Here is a 23444-nt window from a genome sequence, read left to right as displayed (position 1 = left end):
CTTTATACAAACGGCGCTAAACAATGGTTTTTTTGTTGCGCCTTTTGTCATCAAACGTCATCCAACGCGTCTTAAATGCTCTAATCCCCCCGTCGCATCCAATAGAAGACCCCTTTTTGCCCATGGATATCAAACAGCTCTGGCTCAACGTCCAAGACCTTTGGGGTGCGCTCGATCAGCATCCGCTCCTGCATTCCAGCCTCGGGCTGCTGCTGTTGCTGGTGATTGCGCTGATCCTCGGACGAGTGGCGCGCTACCTCATTCTGCACGCGACCAAATTGCTCGGCCGTCAGCCTTCGCTGCACTGGATCAACGACTTTCGTCATAACAAGGTATTTCACCGCCTGGCACAGATGACGCCCTCGCTGGTGATCCAGTTCGGCCTGCACCTGGTGCCGGAGCTGGGCAAGACCAGCCTGACGTTTCTCGGCAACGTGGCGCTGGCATTCACCATCCTGTTCCTGGTGCTGGCCGTCAGCGCCCTGCTCAACGCCCTGCTGGACATCTATGCCCGCACCGAACACGCCCGCACCCGCTCGATCAAAGGCTACGTACAATTGGCGAAAATGGTCTTGTACGTGTTCGGCGCGATCATCATCGTCGCGACATTGATCGACCGTTCGCCGCTGTTGCTGCTGTCGGGCCTGGGGGCCATGTCGGCGGTCATTCTGCTGGTCTACAAGGATACCCTGCTGTCGTTTGTCGCCAGCGTGCAGCTGACCAGCAACGACATGCTGCGCGTCGGCGACTGGATCGAGATGCCGCAAGTCGGTGCCGACGGTGACGTGGTGGACATCACCTTGCACACGGTGAAAGTGCAGAATTTCGATAAGACCATTGTGTCGATCCCGACCTGGCGCCTGATGTCCGAGTCGTTCAAGAACTGGCGTGGCATGCAGCAGTCCGGTGGACGCCGGATCAAGCGCAGCCTGTTCATCGATGCCAGCGGCGTACGCTTCATTCGCGACGACGAAGAGCAGAAGCTGGCCCAGGTGCATCTGCTGACCGATTACATCCGCCGCAAACAGGCCGAACTCAAGGCCTGGAACGAAGCCCAGGGCAACGTCGCGGCAATGTCAGCCAACCGGCGGCGGATGACCAATATCGGGACCTTCCGCGCCTATGCCCTGGCCTATCTGAAGAGCCACCCGGAGATTCAGCCGAACATGACCTGCATGGTCCGCCAGATGCAGACCACCGCGCAGGGGATTCCGCTGGAAATCTACTGTTTCACCCGCACCACGGTGTGGGCCGATTACGAGCGGATCCAGGGGGATATCTTCGATTACCTGCTGGCGGTGCTGCCGGAGTTTGGCTTGAGTCTGTATCAGCAGCCCAGTGGTGGGGATCTGAGGGCCGGGTTACTCCCGGCGATGCTCGGTGCGAGCCACATTCCAGAGCCTGAAAAGCACGTCATGTAACATTACGGGTCCTTCGCGAATGGTTTGCATCCAGAACGCCGTAAAGCATTCTGGATTGGGCAAATCCAACTTGAACACTCAGGAATTCAAGCCACAAATTTACTCGGAATCGAACGCCTCCATTTTGAAGAAATGATGGCCAAGCTACCGAGTGACAGACGCTTCCGGGAACATGGCGCAAGGCGAATACTCAACTGATTACAATTTTTAATTTTTTCCCGACAGCTCTGGGACGCGGAGTATTGCGCCCTAACTCGTCTCCCTAAAAAGCCCCGGGTTGACGTAGAAAATAATATTTGTTACTCATTAGATTCTGATCACGTCCAAGGTAGGCAAAAATGATAAGAATGCCCATATTCCGACATCGGCATGATGACTACTCCTCAAAAAGCTCCCTCAACTTGTTTGACATTCAAACCTCCCTGCTTAACCGCCAAACAATCGCTATGGCTAGACCTTTGCGGCCCTCGTAATTCAACCGCCCATTAAAGAACGACAACAAACTCCTCCGAAAAAAAATACGAACCGGAGCCTTGTGCAGTAGCAGGCTACTGCTTCTCAAAGTCACCAGCCTACACACTACACTCCTAAAAAAACAACCATAAACATAAGGATTAGTTTATGCATCGCGCCACTCACCACGACTCAATTCTCGATCTCATATTAAAATTCTGCCACACCACCCCCAATAGTGTCGCCATCGTAACGAATCACAAAACCGTCAGCTATCAAACATTGGAACTCGAACTTTACAAGGTATCTGCCTACATCCAGAGCAAAGGCATAGAACCAGGCAGTATCATTGCCATTATGCAAGATGACGTCAGCAGTGCACTAGCGTCCTTGTTGGGATGCCTGCATGCGGGCTGCATTTACTGCCCAATAGACCCATTGATGGCCCCGACAAAAATACAACGCACCCTGATCGTAGCTAATGTTGAACTCGTTCTATCAGCACCTGATCTTCCATACACCCGGCAAGACAACGATCCCGAATTTATCCATTATAACGATCTATCTGCGCCTGCCTTCGATACCTTCATCACACAACGGTATCACCCCTTGGCCTATATCATGTTCACCTCTGGTTCTACCGGAGATCCAAAAGGAGTAGCTATAGGCCACGTCAACCTGATTGAGACATTCAAAAGCTGGAATGATATCTATCAGTTGAACAGCATCAAAAAGCATCTACAATTTGCCAGCCTCTCCTTTGATGTATTCGCAGGTGACTGGATTCGCGGGCTGTGTTCAGGCGCGTCCATCTTTGTGCCTACATCAGCCGAGAAGCACGTCGCTGAAAGCCTGGCCAACTTCATAGCTACTCACCAAATCGAATGCGCCGAATTTACACCGATCATTCTCAGAGAGCTTTATACCTACGCATTGAACAATGGAATCATTCTTAATAGTTTCAAATTGCTGATTGCCGGATCTGATGTAATGCGAGCCAGAGAGTTCAAGGATATCCGTAAAATCATTGGTGACGATTGCCGTCTGGTATTTTCTTACGGAACGACCGAAACAACCATTGACAGCACTTACTTCGAACCAACCAAAGAAGCCTTGGCAAATCTTCGCGATGATTCCCCCCTCCCTATTGGCGTTCCGTTCCCAAGCGCTCTGATTGCCATTCTGAAAAACGACGGCAAGCACGCGGATCAGCATGAGATAGGTGAGTTGTATATAGGGGGTGCTGGCGTGGGCCAAGGATACTTGCACCATGACAGCAGAACAGCAGGTCGATATCTGCGCCGACTACCCCTCGGCCGCCATGGTCGATGGTATCGGACGGGTGACTTGGCCTCTTATGACGGCGAAAATTTCAGTCTCCATGGACGGGCCGATGCACGGATCAAGGTTTTTGGAAAACTGATCGATCTCACAGAATTGGAATCTCATTTGCGAGACCATGAAGACATATTAGAGTGCGTCGCCACTGCCTCACCGCACGAAATAGACAAAAAAATAATACTGCTGATAAAACTCAATACTCACTGCAAAGCACCCAACCACGAATCAATAGCTCGGCATGTCTCTTATCTTGATGATTACCCGATCCACAACGATAATATTTACTTCATCAGAAATTTACCGATGACCATGAGCGGTAAAATCGATCGCACGGAAGCAAACAAGATAGCCGTAAAATTGCTGGCAGGAGCGTCGAAATGAGAGTTCTACAAATTGGTGCCGGACCAACAGGCGTTTGCCTTTTCAACCAACTCTATTTTGAACTGGAAAAACGGGACCCGGCACTTGAGTACGTCATTGTCGACAAACGAAAACCAGGCACCGGGCTAGCCTTCGGCACACATTATAAAAGCCACCTTATTAATCTGCCTGCTTCAATCATGAGTATCAACCCCAATAACCCTCTAGAGTTTGTCGAATGGAGAGCTAAAAACCAGTCATTATGGTGTGAGGCATCCATCAACTATGAACAGGCATGGTCTGAGTTTCCTCCAAGGCAACTATTTGGCATGTATGTTGGCCACCAGTTGCAAAATGCGTTAGACAATGCGACTCACGCCGAACTTATTAACGCTTCTGTGACCTGCGTTACGCCTATCACGTCCGGCGGAAAATTCATCGTTGAATTTGATAATGGCACCAACGAGCTCTTCGACAAAGTGATTATCTGTATCGGGCACTCGCCTAAGGCACCATTGTTAAGCAACACATCCAAAAAACTTTTCCACTCTCCCTACCAAGACATGAACATACCTAGTGATGCAACGGTAGGCATTATCGGCACTCGGCTAACCGCGATCGACGCAGTCCTGGCGCTTCAGGAAAATGGCCATACCGGTAAAATAATCATGGCTTCCAGAGCGGGCAAGCTACCTAAGATCATCGCTGAACACTCCGGTTATGATTCGAGCGCGTTCCTCACCGCTCTGTTGGTCGAACAAAATCAGACGCTGGAGTCGATACTTGCGCTTCATAAGACAGAACTTGATATTGTCACTAACCATTGTATTGACTGGAACGGCTTCGGACAAACCGACGCAACAAAAGCCGAGGAACTTGATCAAGAGCTCAAAAACTGTTCGCAAGGCAATCATCTTTGGCAAAGCGTTTTGTTAGCCTCCTACACCATTGTGGATAAGCTCTGGACAAAACTAAGCACCGAAGATAAAGCCACCTTCATGACTAAATATCATGGACCCTGGATGACCTATCTGGCGGCATTTCCTGCATTCAGTGCCGCGCGAATATTGCAGTTGATGGGACGTCAACAACTGCAAATTTTCTCTAATCTGCGAGGAATCGAAGCTACCGACTTAAGCTTTGACATTTATCATGGGCAAAACAATTGCCTGAGTGTCGACTATTTGATCGATGGGCGGGGTGTTGGCTATGAAGAGGCTGACCTCAAACAATTGCCCCTGCTGAAGAATATGTTGGCAAACGGCTCGATTACGACTCACTCGCTAGGCGGGATTTCCATCAACCCGTTAACCTATCAGGCACTTTCTAGCCGTCGCAGTGAAGTCACCGGACTTTTTATTGTCGGTGACCTGACAAAGGGCGAATTCCTGGCAACGACCGATGTAGTGCGTAACGTCATGCACAGCGTCGCTGCTACATCCGCGATTCTTTCGAGAGACCAGTGATATGGGCGCGCCGATACAAAACGCTTCTCAGGTCCAAAAATCAGGACTGGCGAACCTCTCACAAGCCATCCTGGCGAGTCTGGATGTGCCTTCATTTGAGCCGGGCTTCAACCTGCAACCTGCAGACACGACAGTCGTTTTCATGGTTGACGGATTGGGGCATCTGTTGCTCGACGAGCATCGCTCCCGAGCACCGTTCCTTCGAACACTGCTTGGTAGCAGCCAGTCTTTCAGAGTCGGATTTCCAGCCACTACCGCGACCAGTCTCGCTTCCTTTGCACTTGCCCAAGAAAGTGGCCGGCACGGTATTGTTGGCAGCCGTTTTGCGCTGGAGGGTCAGACTGCGTTTTCACCTCTGCCATGGATGATCGGTAGTCCTTATCAAGATCAAACACCCACTCGTTCTCTCCTTGAACCACCGATTTTACCAACCGCAAAGACAGCTTGGGAGATTGCCGGCGAACTGGATCTGAATGTCGAATGCATACTCCCAGCGAACATCACGAACTCCCGCTACAGCAAAGAGATCTACAGAGGAGCCACAATCACGCCCTATGCAGACTACTCGCACTGTTGCCTGCAAATTAAGAGCGTCTTGAACAAATCACCGCGGCAGATGATTTACGTCTATCTGGGCGAATTGGATTATGCAGGGCATATCTACGGCACGGGGTCAGAGTCCTGGCTGAACAGCCTGCAGAAGATAGACGCTTTGATCTCAAAGACAGTTGGCATGCTTGCTCAAGGGACAAATCTGCTGATCACTGCCGACCACGGCATGACAACCCTATTGCCAGAGCTCACTTTTGACTTCGACAGTAACCGACATCTGCAAGAGGGCGTCGCGTGGATTGCGGGCGATATCCGCGCGAGGCACGTTTACGTACAGGATGAACGAGTCAGCAACGTACTGGAGCGATGGAGAAACACGCTGGGCGACGATTTTACGGTGCTCTCGCGTGAGCAAGCGATCAGCAGCGGTTTGTTTGGTTGCGTCGTAGAAGCGATCTTTGAACAACGCCTCGGAGACCTGATTGTGTATCCCACAGGGCGGGGCGGCATAGTTAAAAGCACCACGGAAAAACATCAGACCTCATGGAAAGGGCATCATGGAGCTTTGACAGAGGCGGATCAGCTTTCCCCGCTTCTAACTTACTCCAACAGGTAAAATCATAGGCTGTGGCTCGTCTTCGGAGCTATAGCCTATTCGATCAGAATTCGAATAACACATTCTGTAGCACGATCATTCCATGTAGGAGCGAGACCGGTTTGCCGGCGAAGGCTGTGTATCAGTCGAAATCACCATTGGCTGACACTCCGCCTTCGCGAGCAAGCCCTCTCCCACAGGGTTCAGTGGACGGTCACGGGTTTGCGTATGCCCAAACGGCTGATCCATACCGCCGCGAGAATCACCGACCCGCCCAGGAACAACCGCCCCAGCTCTTCATCCTGATTCCAGATCAGCAAATTGATCAGCAGCCCCACCGGCACATGCAAATTGTTCATCACTGCCAGCGTCCCGCCGTTCACCAGGCACGCCCCCTTGTTCCACCAGTACAAGCCCAACGCGGTCGAGACCAGGCCGAGGAATAGCAGCACGCCCCATTGCAGCGGTGCTTCGGGCAGGAAATTCTGTTTGCCGAACAACAAAAACGCCGGCAATACCACCGCCAATGCGCCGAGGTAGAAGTACCCGAAGCGCCGGTAGTGCGGCAGGTCGCTGGGGTGACGGGCTACCAGATGCTTGTAGAGCACCTGCCCGGCCGCGTAGGTGAAGTTGGCCAGTTGCAGCAGCAAAAAGCCCATGAAGAAGTCCGGGTTGATCCGGTCAAAGCGGATCACCGCCGCGCCGAGCACCGCAACCAGTGCCGCAATCAAGGCCCAGGGATTGAAGCGCCGATTGAGGGCGTCTTCGATCAGGGTCACGTGCAACGGCGTGAGGATGGTGAACAGCAACACTTCCGGCACCGTCAGCACCCGGAAGCTGAGATACAGGCAGACGTAAGTCACGCCGAACTGCAACGCGCCGATCAGCAGCATGCCGCGCATGAACGCCGGTTCCACCGAGCGCCAGCGTGTCAGCGGGATGAATACCAGACCGGCGAGCACGACTCGCACCAGTACCGCGAAGTAACTGTCGACATGCCCGGCCAGGTATTCGCCGATCAGGCTGAAGGAAAACGCCTGGATCAGCGTGACAAAAAGTAGATAGCCCATGCTCGCCTCGTTTTTGGATGGCGGCGACGATAGCGGGTTTTGCCCGTCACTGCGACTCGTCAAGCAACACACCCCTCTGTAGGAGCTGGCTTGCCAGCGAAGGCGGTGGCTCAGTCAAGTTCAATATTGCCTGACACACCGCTTTCGCTGGCAAGCCAGCTCCTACAGGGGGTTTGTGTTCAAGCGTACAAAATCCCGGGCAAAAAAAAGCCCGATCTCGCTAAAGCGTTCAATCGGGCTACAGCACTCAGGAGCAACAAGTGCAAAAGGGAGGTTCGATGCGCGTACAGGCTTGAGGGGTTGCGCCAGGTCACTAGACCATCCAGCGATTATCTGGCGATTAACGCCTCAGGCGACCTGGGCAAGCTTGGCGTTGGCCTGGTTCAAGCCTTTCTCCTGGAAGTCACCGCCCAGGTTCATGCCCTCGGCGTGGATGAAGGTCACGTCGTGAATGCCGATGAAGGCCATGACCTGGCGCAGGTAGGGTTCCTGATGATCCGCCGGACCACCGGCATAAATCCCGCCGCGAGCGGTCAGCACGTAGGCACGCTTGCCATTGAGCAGACCTTGCGGGCCGGTCTCGGTGTACTTGAAGGTCACGCCAGCGCGCAGCACGTGGTCGAGCCAGGCCTTGAGGGTGCTCGGGATGGCGAAGTTGTACATGGGGGCTGCCATGACCAGCACGTCGGCGGCCAGCAGTTCGTCCGTCAACTGGTTGGAGCGTTCCAGAGAAACCTGTTCGATGTCATTGCGCTGTTCGGCGGGTTTCATCCAGCCACCCAGCAGGTTGATATCAAGATGCGGCACCGGGTTCACTGCCAGGTCACGCACGGTGATCTGGTCGTCGGGGTGAGCGGCTTGCCACTGGCTGATGAACGTCTGGGTCAGTTGACGGGAAACCGAGTCTTGCTGACGGGCACTGCTTTCGATGATCAGAACGCGGGACATGGGCTGTAGCCTCCATCTGAGAATGCTGTAGGTCGATGGAGTGAAGGTTAAACAGAACCATATCGATGAAAAAGCGCAAATAACTGCTATAACCCATCAATAAATTCGTTTATAAGCTGAGCATACCTGTGGGAGGGGGGCTTGCTCCCACAGGGGGTATCGATGCTATTTGGGGCTGCAACTCAGGTTGATGCGCATCTTGATGATGGTCCGGGTGAACTTGGCGGTGGCATTGGTGTGTTTGCCGGCAGGCACTTCGATCTTGCGGGTGCGCGGCGCTTCCGGGCCATTGTTGAAGACCACCTTGCAGATCGCATCGGTCGTGCCGTAGTTGTTGACCTGAATGGACGCGATGTCGCTGTCGGTGTCATAGGCGTTGTAGTCGATGCTCAAGCCGTTCACCTGCTTTTGCACGTCGATCGGATAGGCAAACGCCGTCAGTGGCAGCAGCGCCAGCATCACACAACAGAATTTTTTCATTCAGCAGTCTCCAGAAGGGATTGCCAGCTTAGACAAGAGGAGCTGTTCATGAAAGCGCCCCGCGTGACCCTTGATCAATGGCGAACGCTACAGGCCGTGGTCGACCACGGCGGTTTCGCCCAGGCCGCCGAAGCGCTGCACCGCTCGCAATCGTCGGTCAGCTACACCGTGGCACGCATGCAGGACCAGCTCGGCGTCCCGCTGCTGCGCATCGACGGGCGCAAGGCAGTGTTGACCGAAGCAGGGGGGGTGTTGCTGCGCCGTTCCCGGCAACTGGTGAAACAGGCCAGTCAGCTTGAAGACCTGGCCCACCATATGGAACAAGGCTGGGAAGCGGAAGTGCGGCTGGTGGTCGATGCCGCGTACCCCAGCGCCCGTCTTGTGCGCGCCTTGACCGCGTTCATGCCGCAAAGCCGCGGCTGCCGGGTGCGTCTGCGCGAAGAAGTGTTGTCGGGCGTGGAGGAAGTCTTGCTGGAAGGCGTGGCCGATCTGGCCATTACCGGCTTCAGCATTCCCGGTTACCTGGGCGCGGAATTGAGCGACGTCGAATTCGTCGCGGTCGCCCACCCCGACCATCCCCTGCACCGCCTTAATCGCGAACTGAATTTCCAGGACCTGGAAAGCCAGATGCAAGTGGTGATTCGCGACTCCGGTCGCCAGCAGCCACGGGATGTCGGCTGGCTCGGTGCCGAGCAGCGCTGGACCGTCGGCAGCCTGGCCACTGCGGCGACTTTTGTCGGCAGCGGGCTGGGTTTTGCCTGGTTGCCGCGGCACATGATCGAACGGGAACTCAAGGAAGGTACGCTCAAGCTGCTACCGTTGGATCAGGGCGGCAGCCGGAATCCGAGCTTCTACCTGTATTCGAACAAGGATAAACCCCTGGGCCCGGCGACACAGATTCTCATCGAATTGCTGCGCACGTTCGATACCGCGCCGCTGGATGTGCCGTTCGCCGCCCCTGAACAAGCCTGACACGGAGTGTGACCATGGCCTATTTCGAACATGAAGGTTGCAACCTGCACTATGAGGAATACGGCCACGGCGCGCCGTTGCTGCTGGTCCACGGGTTGGGTTCCAGCACCCTGGACTGGGAACAACAGATCCCGGCCTTGTCGACGCGCTACCGGGTGATCGTCCCGGATGTACGGGGCCACGGTCGCTCAGATAAACCCCGCGAGCGCTACAGCATTGCCGGGTTCAGTGCCGACCTGGTCGCGCTGATCGAGCATTTGAACCTTGGCCCGGTGCATTATGTCGGCCTGTCCATGGGCGGCATGATCGGTTTTCAACTGGCGGTGGACCAACCCCAGCTGCTCAAGAGCCTGTGCATCGTCAACAGCGCACCCGAGGTCAAACTGCGCAGCCGCGACGAGTATTGGCAGTGGTTCAAGCGCTGGAGCCTGATGCACATGCTCAGCATGGGTGCCATCGGCAAAGCCTTGGGCGCCAAGCTGTTTCCTGAACCAGGGCAGGCTCAATTGCGCCAGAAAATAGCTCAGCGCTGGGCAAAAAACGACAGACGTGCTTATCTCGCCAGCTTCGATGCGATCATTGGCTGGGGGGTTCAGGAACGACTTTCCAGGGTTTCCTGTCCAACCCTCATCGTCAGCGCAGACCGTGACTACACACCGGTGTCGCTGAAAGAAACCTATGTAAAACTGCTGCCCGATGCGCGGCTGGTGGTGATCGCCGATTCACGCCACGCCACGCCGCTGGATCAACCCGAACGCTTCAACCAAACCCTGCTCGAGTTTCTCATCGCAGTCGACACAAACCCAATCAGGATCACTGACCCATGCTGAAAAAAATCGCCCTCGTCGCCGGCTCCGTGCTGTTTGCCGCCAATCTGATGGCCGCCACGCCCGCCAAGGCGCCGCACGTGCTGCTGGAAACCACCAACGGCCAGATCGAGATCGAACTGGACGCGGTCAAGGCGCCGATCAGTACCAAGAACTTCCTCGATTACGTCAACAGCGGCTTCTACAACAACACGATTTTCCACCGGGTGATTCCGGGCTTCATGGTCCAGGGTGGTGGTTTCACTCAACAAATGCAGCAGAAAGAAACCAAGGCACCGATCAAGAACGAGTCGAAGAACGGTCTGCATAACGTCCGTGGCACACTGTCCATGGCCCGCACCTCTAATCCTGATTCGGCCACCAGCCAGTTCTTCGTCAACGTCAAGGACAACGACTTCCTGGATCAGGGCGACGGCTATGCCGTGTTCGGTAAAGTCGTCAAAGGCATGGACGTGGTGGACATCATCGTCAACACGCCAACCACCACTCGCGGCGGCATGAAAGATGTGCCGGCCGACCCTGTGTTCATCAAGTCGGCCAAAGTCATCGACTAAGCTTCACAGCAAGTCTTGAGCGGCTGCCGGAGTGCGCCGCTCGCACTGTTCAAGGGAGAGCCCGTGCGCGGGCGGAGAACCAATGCTTTATCGCCGTTTCGAGAAGCTGATCGACATTTTCCGCGATGCCCCGACGGCCGCGCCACCGGATCGGGTTCTCCCTTTCTATACCTACTACCTGAAGCAGGTCTGGCCGAGTTTCGCCGTACTGCTGATCGTCGGTCTGATCGGTGCGCTGATCGAAGTGGCGCTGTTCAGTTACCTGAGCCGCATCATCGATTTGGCCCAGGGAACGCCGAACGTCAATTTCTTCAAGGATCATGGCATCGAGCTGGCCTGGATGGCGGTGGTGGCCCTGGTTTTTCGGCCGATTTTTGTCGGCCTGCATGACCTGCTGGTGCACCAGACCCTGAGCCCCAGCATGACCAGCCTGATCCGCTGGCAGAACCACAGTTATGTACTCAAGCAGAGCCTGAATTTTTTCCAGAACGACTTCGCCGGACGCATCGCCCAACGCATCATGCAGACCGGCAACTCGTTGCGTGATTCCGCCGTGCAAGCAGTGGACGCGCTGTGGCACGTACTGATTTATGCGATCAGCTCGCTGGTGCTGTTCGCCGAAGCCGACTGGCGCCTGATGATCCCGCTGCTGACCTGGATCGTCGCCTTCATCAGTGCCCTTTATTACTTCGTGCCGCGGGTCAAGGAGCGCTCGGTGGTGTCCTCCGATGCGCGCTCCAAACTCATGGGGCGGATTGTCGATGGCTATACCAATATCACCACCCTGAAGCTGTTTGCCCACACCCACTTCGAACAGCAATACGCCCGCGAAGCGATCAAGGAACAAACCGAAAAAGCCCAACTGGCCGGCCGGGTGGTGACCAGCATGGACGTGGTCATCACCAGCATGAACGGCTTGCTGATCGTCTGCACCACCGGCCTGGCCCTGTGGCTGTGGACGCAGTCGCTGATCACTGTCGGTGCGATTGCGCTGGCTACCGGCCTGGTGATTCGTATCGTCAACATGTCCGGCTGGATCATGTGGGTGGTCACCGGCATTTTCGAAAACATCGGCATGGTCCAGGACGGCTTGCAGTCCATTTCCCAGCCGGTCAGCGTCACCGACCGCGAGCAGGCCAAGCCCCTGGTCGTCCCCCGTGGCGAAGTCCGATTCGAACATGTGGATTTCCATTACGGCAAGAAGAGCGGGATCATCGGCGACCTGAACCTGACCATCAAACCCGGCGAGAAAATCGGCCTGATCGGCCCGTCCGGCGCAGGTAAATCGACCCTGGTCAATTTGCTCCTGCGCCTGTATGACGTGCAGGGTGGGCGCATTCTCATCGACGGCCAGAACATCGCCGAGGTTAGCCAGGAAAGCCTGCGCGAGCGTATCGGCATGATCACCCAGGACACGTCGCTGCTGCACCGCTCGATCCGTGACAATCTGCTGTACGGCAAGCCCGACGCCACCGACGCCGAGCTCTGGGAAGCGGTGCGCAAGGCCCGGGCCGACGAGTTCATCCCATTGCTGTCGGACGCCCAGGGGCGCACCGGTTTCGATGCACATGTCGGTGAACGCGGGGTGAAACTCTCCGGCGGCCAGCGTCAGCGCATTGCGATTGCCCGGGTGCTGCTCAAGGACGCGCCGATCCTGATCATGGACGAGGCCACTTCGGCGCTGGACTCGGAGGTCGAAGCGGCCATCCAGGAAAGCCTCGAAACCCTGATGCAAGGCAAGACCGTGATCGCCATCGCCCACCGCCTCTCGACCATCGCCCGGATGGACCGGTTGGTGGTGCTGGAAAAAGGCACGATCGCCGAGACCGGCAGCCACGCCGAATTGCTGGCCCATGGCGGGTTATATGCGCGGTTGTGGCAGCACCAGACCGGCGGGTTTGTCGGGATCGATTGATCAGGCTTGTCGATAGGGCAAGGCGGTCCTGGCGTCCTCGGCATACGCCAGCACCCCGACGCGCTCCTGGCGCAGGAAGTCCTTGACCGCAGCCTTCAGGCCGGCATGGCGCAAATAGTGCCAGGAATGGGTGATCACCGGCTCGAATCCGCGAATCAACTTGTGCTCGCCCTGAGCCCCGGCGTCGAAGCGCTGGAAGCCATTGGCAATCGCATAGTCCATGCCTTGATAGAAACAGGTCTCGAAGTGCAGGCGATCGAACTCCGCCAGGCATCCCCAGTAACGACCGTAAAAACTGTCGCCCCCCACCAGGCTGAACGCCATGGCGACCGGCCGTGAACCCTGTTTGGCCAACACCACGCGAATCGCTTCCGGCATCCGTTCGGCCAGCAGACTGAAAAATGCCCGGGTCAGGTAAGGCCGCTGCCGCCGCACCGCATAGGTGTTGGCGTAGCAGGCATAGACAAAATCCCACTGCACCTGATCCAGCTGCCGACCTTCAAGCCATTCGAAATCAATGCCCTGCCCCGCCACTTGCTCACGCTCCTTGCGCATCTGTTTGCGCTTGCGCGAACTGAGGGCGTCGAGGAAGTCCTGAAAATCCCGATAGCCGCGATTCTGCCAGTGGTACTGACAGCCGATGCGCTGCAACCAGCCCGGCTGTTCGGCCAATGCGGCGTCGGTGAAACAATCCGTGAAGTTGATGTGAGCACTTGAGAGCTGCTCGATCTCAAGGTAGCCGGGCAGGCTTTTCAGCAGTTCGAAACCCTCCTCGAGCGTGGCCGCCAGCAACCGCGGCCCGCTGACCGGGCTGAACGGTACGGCGGTCAGCAGCTTGGGATAATAGTCGATGCCGGCACGCTCGCAGGCATCAGCCCAGGCGTGATCGAACACGTACTCGCCATAGGAATGCCATTTGCGGTAACTGGGCAAGGCGGCGATCAAGCGGTCACCGTCCATGTGCAACAAATGCTCGGGCTGCCAGCCCGAGTGAGGGCCGACACTGCCGCTGTCTTCCAGCGCGCCGAGAAAGGCATGGCGCAGAAACGGCTGGTTATCCGGCACCAGAGCATCCCAAGTGTGCGCAGCGATTTCGGACAGTTTTTCCAGACGTTGCAACGGCATCGATTTCCTCTCCACTTCTTTGCATGAAAGCCCAGCGAGTATCGCTTATCGCGGTGCGCTCCACACGACCTATCCGACCGCAGTGCGCTGGATAAGGGTGTTCAGGTGCATTCAGACCGTCATCGAGACGCCATCACTTTGCCACTGCTTTGTAATAATCCATCGCGATACTGGCGCCAGTTTTTAGAGCGTCGGGTTCTACCCGGCCACTGTTTTCCGGCCTTAGGTCGGTTGTGTCCTGGATGGCTCAGTCATCCTCTTACATCTTCGGAGATTGATATGCGTCTTGCTTCCACGAAAACTGCGGCGGCCCTGTGTGGCGGGCTGTTGCTGGCCATGAGTATTCCGGCCAGCGCCGCAGTCGACGCCAAACTGCTCGACATGCTCAAGGCCAATGGTTCGATTTCCCAGGCGCAGTACGCTGAATTGCAGGCCGAACTGGCCAAGGATCAGAAGGACCAGCAGATTGCGCGTCAGGCGCAGCAAGAAACCAATGAGCAAATCGCAGCGACTGCGAAGAAAACCAATGAACTGAGTACCTTCGACCAGAAACTGGCATGGGCGGCCAAGACCCAGTTCAAGGGCGACGTTCGTTTCCGTCAGGAAACCGTCAAGAACGACGGCGTATCCAACACCGGTGACCAGGATCGTCAACGTATTCGTGTCCGCCTGGGTGCCTACACCGAAATCAACCCGCAAGTGGATACCGGCATTCGTATCGCCACTGGTAACAACAATGATGCTCGCTCCACCAACCAGAGCCTGGAAGGCAACTTCTCCAAGAAAGATATCTGGCTGGACCAGGGCTACGTCGACTACCACCCGACGGCCATCCAGAATTTGCACTTGATCGGCGGCAAGATGCCACAGCCCTGGGTGAGCATGGGCGACATCATCTGGGACAGCGACATCAGCCCGGAAGGTCTGGCGGTAACTTACAAATACCCGCTGGGCAGCTCGGCCGAGCTGTTCGGTAGCGCCGGCCACTACACCCTCCAGGACAACGTCGACGGCGAAGGCAAGCAGTTCCGTCACGACCTGCGCCTGTACGCTGGTCAGTTGGGGGCCCGCTTCGCGATCACCGACAACCTGAAAATGACCCTGGGCGGCAGTCTCTACGCCTACGACAATGACAACGACACCGCCACACTGGCCATCAACGGCAACAGCCCCGGCGAAGAATTCAAGGTGTACGAAGGCTTCGGCCAGCTCGACATCGGCGGCCTGCCAATGCCGCTGTCGTTGTACGGTCAGGTCGTCAACAACGACGACGCCAGCAACGATCAGGACATGGGCTGGCTGGCCGGCGTCAAGACCAAGTTCTATGGCTTCGGCGTGGACTACAACTATCGCGACATTCAACGCAACGCCGTGGTCGGTGCTTTCACCGACTCGGACTTCGCCAACGGTTTCACCGGTTCGCGCGGCAGCAAGTTGAAAGTGAGCTACGAGATCGACAAGAACTTCGCCCTCGGCGCGACGTACTTCATGGCTGACTCCGACTACACCAACGCCACCCTGCGAGATTCGAAAATCAACACCCTGCAGCTGGATGCAGAAGCCAAGTTCTGATTCCTCGCGACATGGCTCGGGCAAGGAAGCCCGAGGCGCATCTTTTTACAGCCTGGCGTTGCTGCATCGGTCCCCATCATCCGTCCGATGCAGCACCGCCAGGCTGTTTTGTTGTTGCCTCCCCCCTCTGTAGGAGCGAGCTTGCTCGCGCAGGTCGTCAACGATAACGCTGGAAACCTGACACCCCGCGGCGCTCTCAGGTTTTTCGCGAGCAGGCTCGCTCCTACAAAAGCGGATTCAGCGCTTGCGCAAGATCACGCTACCAATCGAATAACCGGCGCCAAACGAGCTGAGCACCGCCAGCGAACCGGCCGCCAGGTCATCCTGATGTTTGTGAAAGGCAATCACCGAACCGGCAGAACTGGTGTTGGCGTAGGTGTCGAGAATCACCGGCGCTTCTTCTTCGGTGGCTTCGCGGCCCAGCAGTTTCCTGACAATCAAATGGTTCATGCTGAGGTTGGCCTGGTGCAACCAGAAACGCTTCACGTCGGTGACGTTGAGCTGGTTTTCTTCCAGATGCCTGGCGACCAGTTCCGCGACCATCGGGCAGACGTCCTTGAACACCTTACGGCCTTCCTGGACGAACAATTTGTCCGTGGCTCCGATCCCCTCTTCCGCTGCGCGATTGAGGAAGCCGAAGTTGTTGCGGATGTTGTTGGAGAATTTGGTCAGCAGCTTGGTGCTGACCACGTCGAACTGGTACGGGGAAGTGGCCAGGTCGGCCCGTTCGATGATCACTGCGGTCGCGGCATCGCCGAAGATGAAATGGCTGTCGCGGTCACGGAAATTCAGGTGACCGGTGCAAACTTCCGGGTTGACCATCAGGATCGCCCGGGCCTGGCCCAGTTGCACGCTGTTGGCGGCGGCCTGAATGCCGAAAGTCGCCGAGGAGCAGGCGACGTTCATGTCGAAGCCGAAACCCTGGATGCCCAGCGCTTCCTGGACTTCGATGGCGATGGCCGGGTAGGCGCGCTGCAGGTTGGAACAGGCGACGATCACGCCGTCGATGTCCGCGGCGGTCTTGCCCGCACGCTGCAGGGCTTGTTCGGCGGCGCCGATGGCCATCTGGCAGAGCACTGACCACTCGTCGTTCGAGCGCTCCGGCAGGCGTGGCGCCATGCGTTGCGGGTCGAGGATGCCGTCTTTGTCCATGACAAAGCGGCTTTTGATGCCAGAGGCTTTTTCGATAAACGCCGCGCTGGATTCGGTCAGCGCTTCGATTTCACCGCGGGCGATCGCTTCGGCGTTATCGGCGTTGAACTGCCCGACGTAGGTATTGAAAGACTGCACCAGCTCTTCATTGGAAATGCTGTTGGCCGGGGTGTACAAGCCGGTGCCGCTGATGACGACGTTATGCATGGTCGTTTCTCTGATCTGTTCAGGCAGTAAGCGTTGGCACTGGCGTACCAACACGCAAAGGGTCTACTCCAGGTCCGGACGCAAAACCTGGCATCGAAGATTCCAATCCGCCCGGGGCCGTTAGGTTCAAAACCGCTGGGCTGGCGTTTATAGGCGCGAAGTTTGCCATAAACCTTGGGTTTTGGCGCCTTTTTGCGAGAATACCAGCATCACGCAAATCCTGTAGGAGCCCGGCTTGCCGGCGAAGGCGTCTTCGTGGGCCATGCAAGGTTTGAGGCCGCTTTTGCTGCAGTGCGGCGAGCCGACAAGCCAGCTCCTACACGGTCTCCGGTATACAGATGGAGCGCGGTCAACGCCAATCCCTGTAGGAGCCGGCTTGCCGGCGAAGGCGTCTTCGAGGGCGATGCAGGGCTTGAGGCACCCTTCGCTGGCAAGCCAGCTCCTACAGGGGGGCGTGTCAGGGTTCGACCTGGCTCCATTGCTTGCTCAGGCGCTTGTCGGAGATCGGCACCTTGGTCCCCAACTGCTGGGCGAACAACGAAACCCGGTATTCCTCCAGCCACCAGCGATAAAGTTCCAGCTGCGGATCGCGCTTGCCTTCCTGCGCATGCTTGCTGGCGCGGGTCTGGTACTGGCTCCAGAGGCCGGACAACTCACCGCTCCAGACCCGGTCCTTCTGGACCTGAGCACCCAGTTTTTCGAAGCGTTGCTCGATGGCCTTGAGGTAGCGCGGCAGCTCCTTGAGCCACTGCATCGGCGTTTCACGCACGAATCCCGGGTACACCAAATGGCTGAGCTGCTGCTTGATGTCGTTCAGGGCCACAGCTTGCGCCAGGTCGATCTTGCCCTTGAAGCGTTTTTGCAGACCGTGCCAGAGCTTGAGAATCTCCAGCGTCAGCTTCGCCAATCGTTCGGCGTGCTCGGTCCAGCCGCCGCGCTTGCGCTCGGCCAGCGCCGCCAGTGCAGCGCCATCGCGCGGCAGCGGGTCTTCGCCGTCGAGGATGCAGCTGTCGAGACTGGCCAGCAGGATGTCTTCCACCAGGCTGTCGACACGTCCCATGTCGCGGTACATCAGGCCCAGTTCGGTCAGCCCCGGCAACTTGCCGCGCAGGAATTTCGCCGGCTCGGCCAATTGCTGCATCAGCAAACGCTGCAAGGCGCGGCGATGCTGGAATTCGGCTTCGGCCGGCGTCGAGAAACGCCCTTCCTTGACCGTGCCGCTCTCTTCCACCAACGCCGGATAGACCGTCATGGACAGCCCGGCGATCTTCTGTTGGGTTTTTTCAGCGACGGCGGCAAAGACTTTCGCCTCTACCGGCTGTTGGCTCTTCGCGGTTTGCGGCACGGCCAGGGCTGCCTGGCTGGCCTCGGCAAAGCGCGCAGTCAACTCGGCCAGGTCCCGGCCTTCACCAAGAAACTTGCCCTGGCCGTCGACGATTTCCAGGTTCATCCGCAGATGGCTTTCGACCTGCTGCGCCGCTTCGGCCCAGGCGTCGTCGCTGACCCGCGCTCCGGTCATCCGCAGCAGCTCGCGGCCCAAGGCCTGGGGCAAGGAGCCCTCGGCAAAGGTCATGCGCTGCAACGCGGCCTTGACGAAGTCCGGCACCGGCACGAAGTTCTTGCGCAGGGCCTTGGGCAGGTTGCGCACCAGCGCGATGCACTTGGCCTCGATCACACCCGGCACCAGCCACTCCAGGCGCTCCGGCGGCAACATCGGCAACAGCGGCGCCGGGACCCTCAGGGTGACGCCGTCCCGTGGATGGTTGGGCTCGAAGTGGTAACTCAGGGCCAGCTCCAGGTCGCCGATGTGCAAGGTGTCCGGGTAATGCGCGGCGGTGACTTCACTGGCCTCGCGGGCCAGCACATCTTCTTCGCGCATGATCAGCAGCTGCGGATCTTTCTGGCTGTTGACCCGGTACCAGCTGTCGAAGGTCGCGGTCTGGTGGATCTCGGCCGGCAGTCGCGCGTCGTAGAAGGCGAACAGGGTTTCTTCGTCGGCCAGAATGTCGCGGCGACGGGCCTTGGCTTCCAGTTCGTCGAGCTGTTCCAACAGTTGTTTGTTGGCGGTCAGGCATTTGGCCCGGGATTGAATCTCGCCCCGCACCAAGGCTTCGCGGATGAACAACTCGCGCGACACCACCGGATCGACCGGCCCGTAATGCACCGGCCGGCGACCGACCACAATCAGCCCGAACAACGTGATCTGTTCGAACGCCACCACCTGACCGCGCTTCTTCTCCCAATGGGGTTCGAAGTGGTTTTTCTTGATCAGGTGCCCGGCGAGCGGCTCGATCCAGTCGGCATCGATCTTGGCCACCATCCGCGCATAGAGCTTGGTGGTTTCCACCAGTTCGGCGGTCATCAACCATTGCGGGCGCTTCTTGCCCAGCCCGGATGACGGGTGAATCCAGAAGCGTCGCTGACGGGCCCCCAGGTAATCGCCGTCTTCGGTTTTCTGGCCGATCTGGCTGAGCAGGCCCGAGAGCACGGCTTTGTGCAGCTTCGGGTAATCCGCCGGCTCTTTATTGAGGCTCAGCTGCATGTCGCGGCAGATCAGGCTCAACTGCCGGTGAGAGTCGCGCCACTCACGCAGGCGCAGGTAATTGAGGAAATTCTTGCGGCACCAGTTGCGCAATGGACTGGCCGTCAGGGCCTGGCGCTGTTCTTCAAAACCGCGCCACAGGTTGACCAGCCCGGCGAAGTCCGAGTCCACGTCTTTCCATTGCGCATGGGCCTGATCGGCCGCTTGTTGACGCTCCGGTGGGCGTTCGCGCGGGTCCTGGATCGACATGGCGCTGGCGACGATCAGCACTTCCTGCAAGCTGCCGAGCTTCGCCGCTTCCAGCAGCATGCGACCCATGCGCGGGTCCACCGGCAAGCGCGCCAACTGGCGACCGAGCGGGGTCAACTGGCTGTTGCGGTCCACCGCCGAGAGTTCTTGCAGCAGGTTGAAACCGTCGCTGATCGCCTTGCCGTCCGGCGGCTCGATAAACGGAAAATCGGTGATTTCACCCAGGCGCAGGTGCAGCATCTGCAGAATCACCGCCGCGAGGTTGGTGCGCAGGATCTCCGGGTCGGTAAATTCCGGACGACAGATAAAGTCCTCTTCGCTGAACAGCCGCACGCAGATGCCCGGCTCGACTCGCCCGCAACGACCTTTGCGCTGGTTGGCGCTGGCCTGGGAAATGGCTTCGATGGGCAGGCGCTGGACCTTGGCCCGATAGCTGTAGCGACTGATGCGCGCAGTGCCGCTGTCGATCACGTAACGAATGCCCGGCACCGTCAGCGAGGTTTCGGCGACGTTGGTCGCCAGCACCACCCGCCGGCCCGGGTGCGACTGGAAAATTCGCTGCTGTTCGGCGGGCGAAAGCCGCGCGTACAGCGGCAGGATTTCGGTGTGCTTGAGCTGGGCCTTGCGCAACATGTCGGCGGCGTCACGAATCTCGCGCTCGCCGGGCAGGAACACCAGCACATCGCCGGGGCTCTTGCGCTCGCTGCGTTCGAAGGCGGCGATTTCGTCGAGGGTGGCGAGTATCGCCTGATCCACGGTCAAGTCATCTTCGACGCGGTTACCCTCCTCGTCCTGCTCCAGGGTCAGCGGGCGATACCAGGTCTCCACCGGAAACGTACGGCCGGAGACTTCGACGATCGGTGCGTCATCGAAGTGTTTGGAGAAGCGCTCCAAGTCGATGGTCGCCGAGGTGATGATGACTTTCAGGTCCGGGCGACGGGGCAGCAGGGTTTTCAGATAGCCGAGCAGAAAGTCGATGTTCAGGCTGCGTTCGTGGGCTTCGTCGACGATGATCGTGTCGTAGCGCTCGAGGTAGCGGTCGTTCTGGGTTTCCGCCAGCAGGATGCCGTCGGTCATCAGCTTGATCAGGGTGTTGGAATCGCTCTGATCCTCGAACCGTACCTGATAGCCGACCAGCGCGCCCAACGGCGTGCCCAGTTCTTCGGCGACCCGACTGGCCACGCTGCGCGCAGCGATCCGACGGGGTTGGGTGTGGCCGATCAGGCCGTGCTGGCCGCGGCCGATTTCCAGGCAGATCTTCGGCAACTGGGTGGTTTTACCCGAACCGGTTTCGCCGGCGATGATCAGCACCTGATGCTTGAGCAACGCGGCCTTGATTTCATCGCGCTTGGCGGCAATCGGCAGGCTGTCGTCATAACGCACCACCGGCAGGCTGGCACGCCGCGCCAGCACCTGGTCACAGGACGCCTGCAGGCGCGCCGCCCACTGGGCCAGCTTGGCCTCGTCAGGTTTCTTGCGCAGCTCGAGCAACTGCCGCCGCAGCCGGTGGCGGTCGGCGAGCATGGCGTGATCGAGGTTTTTCAGCAGTTTGTCGATGGAAGGCGATTCGTCAGTCATCAGGTACGCAATAAGTCGTCTAGTGGCGCAGGGGGGCGATTGTCGCAGATTTGAAGGACTATTGTAGGAGCCGGCTTGCTGGCGAAGGCGGTGTGTCCGTCACATCGTAGGTGACTATCAGGCCGCCTTCGCTGGCAAGCCAGCTCCTACAGGGGGTTGCGGTGTGACCGTCACGGTGGTGGTGTCTGTCAAGTCGCCTTCGCCGGCAAGCCGGCTCCTGCAGGAGGGTGTGGGGTCATTCGTTATCGAGGCCCTTGCGCCGGTACGGGAACACGTCGATCACTTTGCCGGCGCGAATCGCCTCCTGCAGGCTCTTCCAGTAATCGGCGTTGTACAGCTCGCCATGCAGTTGATCGAACAGCTTGCGCTGCCCGGCATCGGCAAACAGGAACGGCGGAAACTCTTCGGGGAACACATCCAGCGGTCCGATCGAATACCACGGCTCGGAGGCCATTTCGTCTTCCGGGGTGCGCGGTAGCGGGATATGGCGGAAGTTGGCCTCGGTCAGGAAGCAGATTTCGTCATAGTCATAAAACACCACACGCCCGTGGCGCGTGACGCCAAAATTCTTCAGCAGCATGTCGCCGGGAAAGATGTTCGCCGCCGCCAGTTGCTTGATCGCCAGGCCGTAATCCTCCAGCGCCTCGCGCACCTGCGCCGGGTTGGCGTGTTCCAGGTAGAGGTTCAGCGGTGTCATGCGCCGCTCGGTCCAGCAGTGACGAATCAGCACCGTATCGTCCTCCACCGACACCGTGGTCGCGGCCACTTCGAGCAGCTCTTCCAGGCACGCCGGCTCGAATTTGCTCAAGGGGAAACGAAAGTCGGCAAATTCCTGGGTATCGGCCATGCGCCCGACCCGGTCGACGCTTTTCACCAGACGGTACTTCTCGATGACTGTGGCGCGGTCGACGTTTTTCGACGGCGAGAAGCGGTCCTTGATGATTTTGAATACGGTATTGAAACCCGGCAGCGTGAACACGCTCATGACCATGCCGCGCACACCGGGGGCCATGATGAACTGATCATCGGTGTTGGCCAGGTGATTGATCAGTGCCCGGTAGAATTCCGATTTGCCGTGTTTGTAGAAGCCGATCGAGGTGTACAGCTCGGCGATGTGCTTGCCCGGCAGGATGCGTTTGAGAAAGCCGATGAACTCCGCCGGTACCGGCACGTCGACCATGAAGTACGAGCGGGTGAAGGAGAAGATGATCGACACGTCTGCTTCATCGGTGATCAACGCATCGATCTGGATCCCGCGGCCTTCGCGGTGCAGCAGCGGAATCACCAGGGGCCATTGCTCGTCCTGGGTGTAGATGCGCCCCACCAGGTACGCCCCCTTGTTGCGGTAAAGCACCGAGGTAAACAGTTCGACGCTCAGCTCCGGGTCCTTGCACACCCAGTCCGGCAGGTTATCGCGCAATTGCGCTTCGAGACGGCGCAGGTCACCGGGCAGGTCGGCGTACTCCTCGCTGAAGCGATAATCGGCGAACACGCTGGCGAGCATGCCCGCCAGCCTGCCTTGAGGTTTGTAGGTGCGGGTTTGCGCGGCCCGGGCCCGGCGCAGGCTGGGCCGGGTGGTGTGGATGAACATGCAGCCATCGCTGATCAGGTCGTGGCTGAACAGCCCGCAGAAAATCGAGTTGTACCAGGTCTCGGATAATTCATCGTCGAAGCGCAGGTCGATCAGCGTGATGTAGGCGCTCTTGACCAGCGGCCAGCAACTGTCGTCCAACAACGTGTCGGCTTCGAAGGTGCTGCGCAGTCGCGCCACGGTTTCGCCGACTTTTTCTTCGTACAGATTGATCCGCGCTGCCGACGCGATTTGCGCCTCCTGCCACTTGGCCTGTTCGAATCGGGCCCGGGCGCCGTCAGTGATCTGACGGAAATGCTCGCGGTAATCGTCAAAGCCGTCGAGAATCATTCGGGCGATGTCGGCGGCTGGCCAATGCTGCGGCATAGGTAAAACCTCGGCGGCTGATGCTGATCGTTGGAGCCTGAGCTTAGTGGCCCTGTATGACGCAACGCAACCATTGCCTTGAGCCCTGACTGGCGCGACACTTGCGCG

15 protein-coding genes and 1 pseudogene are annotated in these 23444 nt (G+C 58.0%); 9 read left to right on the top strand and 7 right to left on the bottom strand.

Annotated elements, in window-relative coordinates; all coding sequences use genetic code 11:
* Positions 1-122: 122 nt before the first annotated feature.
* From J2W17_RS01050 to J2W17_RS01035, 4 genes are all read left to right on the top strand, one after another.
* On the top strand, positions 123-1421 hold the full coding sequence (locus J2W17_RS01050; protein ID WP_307327853.1) for a mechanosensitive ion channel family protein: 1299 nt from the start codon (positions 123-125) through the stop codon (positions 1419-1421).
* Between the two features lie 621 nt (positions 1422-2042).
* Positions 2043-3596: an AMP-binding protein gene (locus tag J2W17_RS01045; RefSeq protein ID WP_307327850.1), complete on the top strand. Its 1554-nt coding sequence runs from the start codon at positions 2043-2045 to the stop codon at positions 3594-3596.
* Positions 3593-5041 (top strand): FAD/NAD(P)-binding protein, encoded by a 1449-nt coding sequence (locus J2W17_RS01040; RefSeq protein WP_307327846.1) that lies wholly within the window; start codon positions 3593-3595, stop codon positions 5039-5041. The genes J2W17_RS01045 and J2W17_RS01040 overlap by 4 nt, the downstream gene beginning before the upstream one ends.
* Position 5042: 1 nt before the next feature.
* Complete coding sequence (locus tag J2W17_RS01035) at positions 5043-6209, top strand: alkaline phosphatase family protein (RefSeq protein ID WP_307327843.1); 1167 nt, start codon at positions 5043-5045, stop codon at positions 6207-6209.
* 182 nt (positions 6210-6391) lie between these two features.
* On the opposite strand, the gene J2W17_RS01030 is transcribed toward J2W17_RS01035, so the two are convergent.
* From J2W17_RS01030 to J2W17_RS01020, 3 genes are all read right to left on the bottom strand, one after another.
* Positions 6392-7258: a carboxylate/amino acid/amine transporter gene (locus J2W17_RS01030; RefSeq protein WP_307327841.1), complete on the bottom strand. Its 867-nt coding sequence runs from the start codon at positions 7256-7258 to the stop codon at positions 6392-6394.
* A gap of 348 nt (positions 7259-7606) precedes the next feature.
* Entirely contained in the window at positions 7607-8206 is a 600-nt protein-coding gene (locus tag J2W17_RS01025; RefSeq protein WP_307327838.1) for an FMN-dependent NADH-azoreductase, read from the bottom strand.
* 165 nt (positions 8207-8371) lie between these two features.
* Positions 8372-8686 carry a 3-phosphoglycerate kinase gene (locus J2W17_RS01020; protein ID WP_307327835.1) on the bottom strand — a complete coding sequence of 105 codons (315 nt, stop codon included), beginning with the start codon at positions 8684-8686 and terminating at the stop codon, positions 8372-8374.
* A 48-nt stretch (positions 8687-8734) separates the two neighbouring features.
* Here J2W17_RS01020 and J2W17_RS01015 point away from each other — a divergent pair, with 48 nt between their 5' ends.
* From J2W17_RS01015 to J2W17_RS01000, 4 genes and pseudogenes are all read left to right on the top strand, one after another.
* A complete protein-coding gene (locus tag J2W17_RS01015; protein ID WP_307327832.1) occupies positions 8735-9658 on the top strand; it encodes a LysR family transcriptional regulator in 924 nt (307 codons plus the stop codon).
* Positions 9659-9672: 14 nt separating this feature from the next.
* Positions 9673-10478 (top strand): annotated as a pseudogene (locus J2W17_RS01010) (alpha/beta fold hydrolase).
* Positions 10479-10481: 3 nt separating this feature from the next.
* A complete protein-coding gene (locus tag J2W17_RS01005) occupies positions 10482-11039 on the top strand; it encodes a peptidylprolyl isomerase (protein ID WP_307327825.1) in 558 nt (185 codons plus the stop codon).
* Between the two features lie 82 nt (positions 11040-11121).
* Positions 11122-12954: an ABC transporter ATP-binding protein gene (locus tag J2W17_RS01000; RefSeq protein ID WP_307327821.1), complete on the top strand. Its 1833-nt coding sequence runs from the start codon at positions 11122-11124 to the stop codon at positions 12952-12954.
* Here J2W17_RS01000 and J2W17_RS00995 read toward each other — a convergent pair whose 3' ends face one another.
* Positions 12955-14079 carry a GNAT family N-acetyltransferase gene (locus J2W17_RS00995; protein ID WP_307327818.1) on the bottom strand — a complete coding sequence of 375 codons (1125 nt, stop codon included), beginning with the start codon at positions 14077-14079 and terminating at the stop codon, positions 12955-12957.
* Between the two features lie 279 nt (positions 14080-14358).
* Here J2W17_RS00995 and J2W17_RS00990 point away from each other — a divergent pair, with 279 nt between their 5' ends.
* Positions 14359-15651 (top strand): putative porin, encoded by a 1293-nt coding sequence (locus J2W17_RS00990; protein ID WP_307327815.1) that lies wholly within the window; start codon positions 14359-14361, stop codon positions 15649-15651.
* Positions 15652-15888: 237 nt separating this feature from the next.
* On the opposite strand, the gene J2W17_RS00985 is transcribed toward J2W17_RS00990, so the two are convergent.
* The 3 genes from J2W17_RS00985 to aceK form a co-directional block, all read right to left on the bottom strand.
* Complete coding sequence (locus J2W17_RS00985) at positions 15889-17010, bottom strand: beta-ketoacyl-ACP synthase III (protein WP_307327812.1); 1122 nt, start codon at positions 17008-17010, stop codon at positions 15889-15891.
* 457 nt (positions 17011-17467) lie between these two features.
* On the bottom strand, positions 17468-21379 hold the full coding sequence (gene hrpA, locus J2W17_RS00980; RefSeq protein WP_307327809.1) for an ATP-dependent RNA helicase HrpA: 3912 nt from the start codon (positions 21377-21379) through the stop codon (positions 17468-17470).
* Between the two features lie 235 nt (positions 21380-21614).
* On the bottom strand, positions 21615-23336 hold the full coding sequence (aceK, locus tag J2W17_RS00975) for a bifunctional isocitrate dehydrogenase kinase/phosphatase (RefSeq protein WP_307327806.1): 1722 nt from the start codon (positions 23334-23336) through the stop codon (positions 21615-21617).
* Between the last annotated feature and the right edge of the window lie 108 nt (positions 23337-23444).

Source organism: Pseudomonas lini, from assembly GCF_030812475.1.
Taxonomy (GTDB): Bacteria; Pseudomonadota; Gammaproteobacteria; order Pseudomonadales; family Pseudomonadaceae; genus Aquipseudomonas; species Aquipseudomonas lini_A.
Note: the sequence above shows the minus strand (reverse complement) of the source record. Positions and strands in the feature narration are given on the sequence as shown.